Source organism: Methanoculleus sp. UBA303 (assembly GCA_002501655.1).
In the GTDB taxonomy this organism is placed as follows: Archaea; Halobacteriota; Methanomicrobia; order Methanomicrobiales; family Methanoculleaceae; genus Methanoculleus.
Window position 1 is genome coordinate 10,336 of the sequence record DANY01000030.1, and the last position, 3,945, is coordinate 14,280.

The window sequence follows — 3,945 nt, forward strand, 5'->3', positions numbered from 1 at the left end:
CCACCGCAGGGGAAGAGCCCGGGGAAGAACCAGTTTCTAGCCGATTCTTCCCGGTCTTTCGGGAAACCGGCTTCGACACCGCTCCCGGAGCACGGCTCATCCCCGGGTATCCCCACGCACTGCCCCCGCCCGCTCCCGGGCGGGGTGGGGGGATGGAGGGGGGCGCTCCGTGGGGGAGGGGACGGAGGCTGGATATGGTCTATTCGTTTGGAATCGATGCACCAGGTGCTTGAGACTCCGCAACCTTTTTACCCGCCTGCACCGAGAACCCCGTATGGCCTCCAGAGTCGGCAAACTGATCGTCTCGCTCCGTGGAGCAGAGCTCCCCATCTGGAACACCTGCGACGGCCCCGACCTCTCTCCCGAACTGAGGGTCCGGGGGTTCACCCCGGAGACGCAGTCGGTGGCGGTCTTTGCGCTCAACCCCTTCGAACCCGGGTGCTCCTTCACCACCTGGCTCATCTGGAACCTCCCGCCGGCACCCGTGATCCCGGAGGGCATCCCGCCGCAGGGCGTCGTGACGGCTCCGGTGGACGCCGTCCAGGGGACGAACGACTACGGGACTCTCGGCTGGCGCGGCCCCTGTCCCCCGGAGGGCGGGACGCACCAATGCCTCTTCAAGGTCTACGGGCTTGATGCAATGCTCGATCTCCCGGCAGGCGCAGGCAAGCACGACCTCATCGATGCTATGCGGGGGCACGTCCTTGGGTTCGGCGAGACCATCGCCATCTACTCCCGGTGACCGCGCAAACCCTTTTTATACTTTGGTTCCGGAAAGAGACTCTCGACGGAGCCTGATACGATGCCGAACCTGATAGTAAAACTGGGTTTCGAAGAATTCCCGGTGGCTTACACGTGTAAAGGAGCGAACCGGTCGCCTCCCATCCGTGTTGAAGGAATCCTCCCAAACATCAAGTCGCTCGCGGTCCTCGCGACGACGAGCCCCGAGGAGGGGCCGTCGCAGGTGGCGTGGATCCTCTGGAACCTCCCCGCCGTCCCGCTGATTCCGGAAGGATTCCCGGCCGGGGAGGTGGTGGAGTCGCCCCTCCATGCCGTCCAGGGGACGAACGACTTCGGCAGCACCGGCTACCGGGGCCCCTGCCCGGAGGCCGGGAAGACCGAGGCCTACCTCTTCCGGGTCTACGCGCTCGACCTCGACCTCGGGCTCGCGCCCGGGGCGACCTGGGAGGAGATGGTCCGGGCTATGGAGGGTTCGATGAACCAGACCGGGGAGGCGATCGCCTTCGCCACCGGGTAGGGGACAGGCGGGCGGCCCCCGCCTGGAGAGGAGAGGACGCCGGTCCATCCCTTCACACGGGTATGGGCGGGCTCTGTTTTTCGATGTTCTTTGCTATGATAGCCATCTCCTCGCCCAGCATACGGATGATATCGTCCATGGTGACGATCCCGATCAGCTTCCCGGCATCGTCGACGACCGGCATCCTCCGGATACCTTCATCGGTCATCTTCCGGATGGCCTCGTAGATCCCCATGCTGTCCTGGAACGTGATCACGTCCCGGGTCATGACCTCCTTCGCCCGTACCTCGCCCGGGTTCTTCTCCTGCGCCATGACCCGGACCGCGAGATCGCGGTCGGTGAGTATGCCGGCGGGCCGGTTGTCGCCGCTGATGACGACGACGCTTCCGACGTTCTTCTCTCCCATGATCCTCGCCACATCCACCGCCGGCGTATCCAGGGAGACGGCGACGACCTGCTCGCGGCAGCACTTCACAATTCCCATATCATGTTACCTCCGTTGACGACTGATTCATGCCGGATAAGGTATATGAACATAACCGTACCCTCCCGACCCGGCCGGGTCCTGTCGGGTCAGACTTCTTTCCTTATATACTATCGAGGAAAGACTCTATCCTACAGAAATGGACTGGCTGCTGATAATTCTGACTGTGGCAGGCCTCATTGTCTTCGAGACCGTATCGAGTATTGATAACGCTATCATCAACGCTGACGTCCTCGCGACGATGGGGGAGAAGGCCCGCAGGTGGTTCCTCTTATGGGGCCTGATCTTTGCGGTCTTCGTGGTCCGGGGGCTCCTCCCGTGGGTGATCGTCTGGGCTACGAACCCGTCGCTTGGGCCCATGGGCGCGCTGCTCGCAACCTTCTCAAGCGACCCTGCGGTCGTTGCTGCGATCGAGGAGTCCGCCCCGATCCTCCTGATATTCGGGGGAACGTTCCTTGTGTTCCTCTTCTTCAACTGGCTCTTTGTAGAGGAGAAGGTTTGCGGGCTCCGGAGCGAGCGGTTCTTCTCCCGGCAGGCGGTCTGGTTCTATGCGGTCGTCTCGATCCTGCTTGCCGCCCTTGTCTGGTTCGCCCTTCAGATCAACGTCATGATGGGGTTCGCGGCCGTGCTCGGCTCCACTGCCTTCTTCATCGTCCACGGGTTCAGGCAGAACGCCGAGGTGCAGGAGGCCCAGCTGACGAAACCCGGGATGTCGGACCTCTCGAAGATCGCCTATCTTGAGGTCCTCGACGCGACCTTCTCGATCGACGGTGTCATCGGAGCGTTCGCCTTCACCCTCTCGGTCCCCCTTATCCTGATAGGGAACGGTATCGGGGCCTTCGTGGTCAGGGAGCTGACCGTCCGGGGTGTCGACCGGATCAGGAGTTACTGCTACCTCAAGAACGGAGCGATGTACTCCATCCTGGTGCTCGGGATAATCATGCTCGCGGACAGTTTCGGGTTCCGTATCCCTACCTGGCTCTCACCGGTGGCGACATTTGCCATCGTCGGGTTCTTCCTCTACCGGTCGGTGCAGTACCAGAAGAAGGAGGGGGCGGGCGCCGAGTAACCGGAGTCCCCGGACTCCCGTCGCTCGGTTCTTCACCGCCGCACCGCACTCCGGGTTTGAGAAGATTTATACGGGCCTGATGGCGAACCATAGTCCCATGACGAAGAGATCAATCGGTCCACGGACCCTCCTCTATCCCCACCCCGCTCTGATCATCGGGACCTACGACGCCGACGGCCGGCCGGATGCCATGGTCGCCGCATGGGGTGGTATCTGCTCATCCAGCCCCCCGGCGGTGGCGGTCTCGGTCCAGAAGGTCCGGCAGACTTACGAGAATCTGATGCGTGAACGCGAGTTCACGGTCAGCATACCCTCGGTGGACTACGTGAAGGAGGCGGATTACTTCGGTATCGTCTCAGGCCGGGATACGGACAAGTTTGCCGCCACCGGGCTTACGCCGGTGAAAGGCGACCAGGTGAACGCTCCGTATGTCGGGGAGTTCCCGGTAGTCCTCGAGTGCCGGCTTCTCCAGACGGTCGAGGTCGGTGTGCACACCCAGTTCATCGGCGAGATCCTGGACGTGAAGGTGGACGAGAGCGTCCTCGGCGAGGACGGCAAACCCGATCTGGGAAAGATCCGGCCATTCGCCTACGACTCGATGCGGCAGGAGTACTACGGGTTTGGCGGGGTGATCGCGAAGGCCTTCTCGGCGGGGAAGGAACTCAAAAATTAACTTTTTTTGGATTTGCGCGGTATTCCCGTCTTCTCATCACCCCGAGCTCTGCCGGATCCCGGTTGAGAACGCATCCGGGGATCGTTGCACCTCTGGCACCTAACCCGTCACCGCCGGCGATCCCGCTTCGCCTCGACCCACCGCTTTCTCTTCCCGCACCGTTCGCACCGCTGCTCCCACTCGATGACGTTCGACGAGTACTCGTCGTAGCCTCGCTTCCTGCCCCACTTGTGGAGCCCGATTCTGCAGAGGATGAGCCCGATTGTCGCCATGGTGTCCCAAAGAGTGTTCGTCCTTCTGGCCGGGTCAACTACCCCCCCTTAACGGAGGGGGCTTGCAGCTGGGGCCCCTTGCGAGGCACAGGGCTGCAATTTAATCGGTGCGAAGGTTGATGGTTCAAAAGATGTCCTTATTCGCACGGGCCGGTTGACGCGGCCACTACCGATTATCCGTGGCACCAC

The 3,945-nt window shown here is 62.3% G+C and carries 6 protein-coding genes; 4 read left to right on the forward strand and 2 right to left on the reverse strand.

The window, feature by feature from the left end; translation table 11 throughout:
• Positions 1-274 precede the first annotated feature (274 nt).
• Positions 275-742: a YbhB/YbcL family Raf kinase inhibitor-like protein gene (locus tag BP846_RS06965; RefSeq protein ID WP_292393784.1), complete on the forward strand. Its 468-nt coding sequence runs from the start codon at positions 275-277 to the stop codon at positions 740-742.
• Positions 743-802: 60 nt separating this feature from the next.
• Positions 803-1,258: a YbhB/YbcL family Raf kinase inhibitor-like protein gene (locus BP846_RS06970; protein WP_292393786.1), complete on the forward strand. Its 456-nt coding sequence runs from the start codon at positions 803-805 to the stop codon at positions 1,256-1,258.
• A 52-nt stretch (positions 1,259-1,310) separates the two neighbouring features.
• Here the strand turns inward: BP846_RS06970 and BP846_RS06975 are convergent, their stop codons facing one another.
• Entirely contained in the window at positions 1,311-1,742 is a 432-nt protein-coding gene (locus BP846_RS06975) for a CBS domain-containing protein (RefSeq protein WP_292393788.1), read from the reverse strand.
• A gap of 139 nt (positions 1,743-1,881) precedes the next feature.
• Here BP846_RS06975 and BP846_RS06980 point away from each other — a divergent pair, with 139 nt between their 5' ends.
• Both BP846_RS06980 and BP846_RS06985 read left to right on the forward strand, forming a co-directional pair.
• Positions 1,882-2,811: a DUF475 domain-containing protein gene (locus tag BP846_RS06980; protein ID WP_292393790.1), complete on the forward strand. Its 930-nt coding sequence runs from the start codon at positions 1,882-1,884 to the stop codon at positions 2,809-2,811.
• Between the two features lie 97 nt (positions 2,812-2,908).
• The gene (locus BP846_RS06985; protein WP_292393792.1) at positions 2,909-3,484 is read left to right on the forward strand and encodes a flavin reductase family protein; all 576 of its coding nucleotides are present in this window, start codon (positions 2,909-2,911) and stop codon (positions 3,482-3,484) included.
• A gap of 107 nt (positions 3,485-3,591) precedes the next feature.
• On the opposite strand, the gene BP846_RS06990 is transcribed toward BP846_RS06985, so the two are convergent.
• The gene (locus tag BP846_RS06990; RefSeq protein WP_292393794.1) at positions 3,592-3,756 is read right to left on the reverse strand and encodes a hypothetical protein; all 165 of its coding nucleotides are present in this window, start codon (positions 3,754-3,756) and stop codon (positions 3,592-3,594) included.
• Between the last annotated feature and the right edge of the window lie 189 nt (positions 3,757-3,945).

Excerpts from the sequence above, each read along its gene's own strand:
- BP846_RS06970 (WP_292393786.1), top strand. The coding sequence starts at position 803 with ATGCCGAACCTGATAGTAAAACTGGGTTTCGAAGAATTCCCGGTGGCT.
- BP846_RS06965 (WP_292393784.1), top strand. The coding sequence starts at position 275 with ATGGCCTCCAGAGTCGGCAAACTGATCGTCTCGCTCCGTGGAGCAGAG.
- BP846_RS06975 (WP_292393788.1), bottom strand. The coding sequence starts at position 1,742 with ATGGGAATTGTGAAGTGCTGCCGCGAGCAGGTCGTCGCCGTCTCCCTG.
- BP846_RS06985 (WP_292393792.1), top strand. The coding sequence starts at position 2,909 with ATGACGAAGAGATCAATCGGTCCACGGACCCTCCTCTATCCCCACCCC.
- BP846_RS06990 (WP_292393794.1), bottom strand. The coding sequence starts at position 3,756 with ATGGCGACAATCGGGCTCATCCTCTGCAGAATCGGGCTCCACAAGTGG.
- BP846_RS06980 (WP_292393790.1), top strand. The coding sequence starts at position 1,882 with ATGGACTGGCTGCTGATAATTCTGACTGTGGCAGGCCTCATTGTCTTC.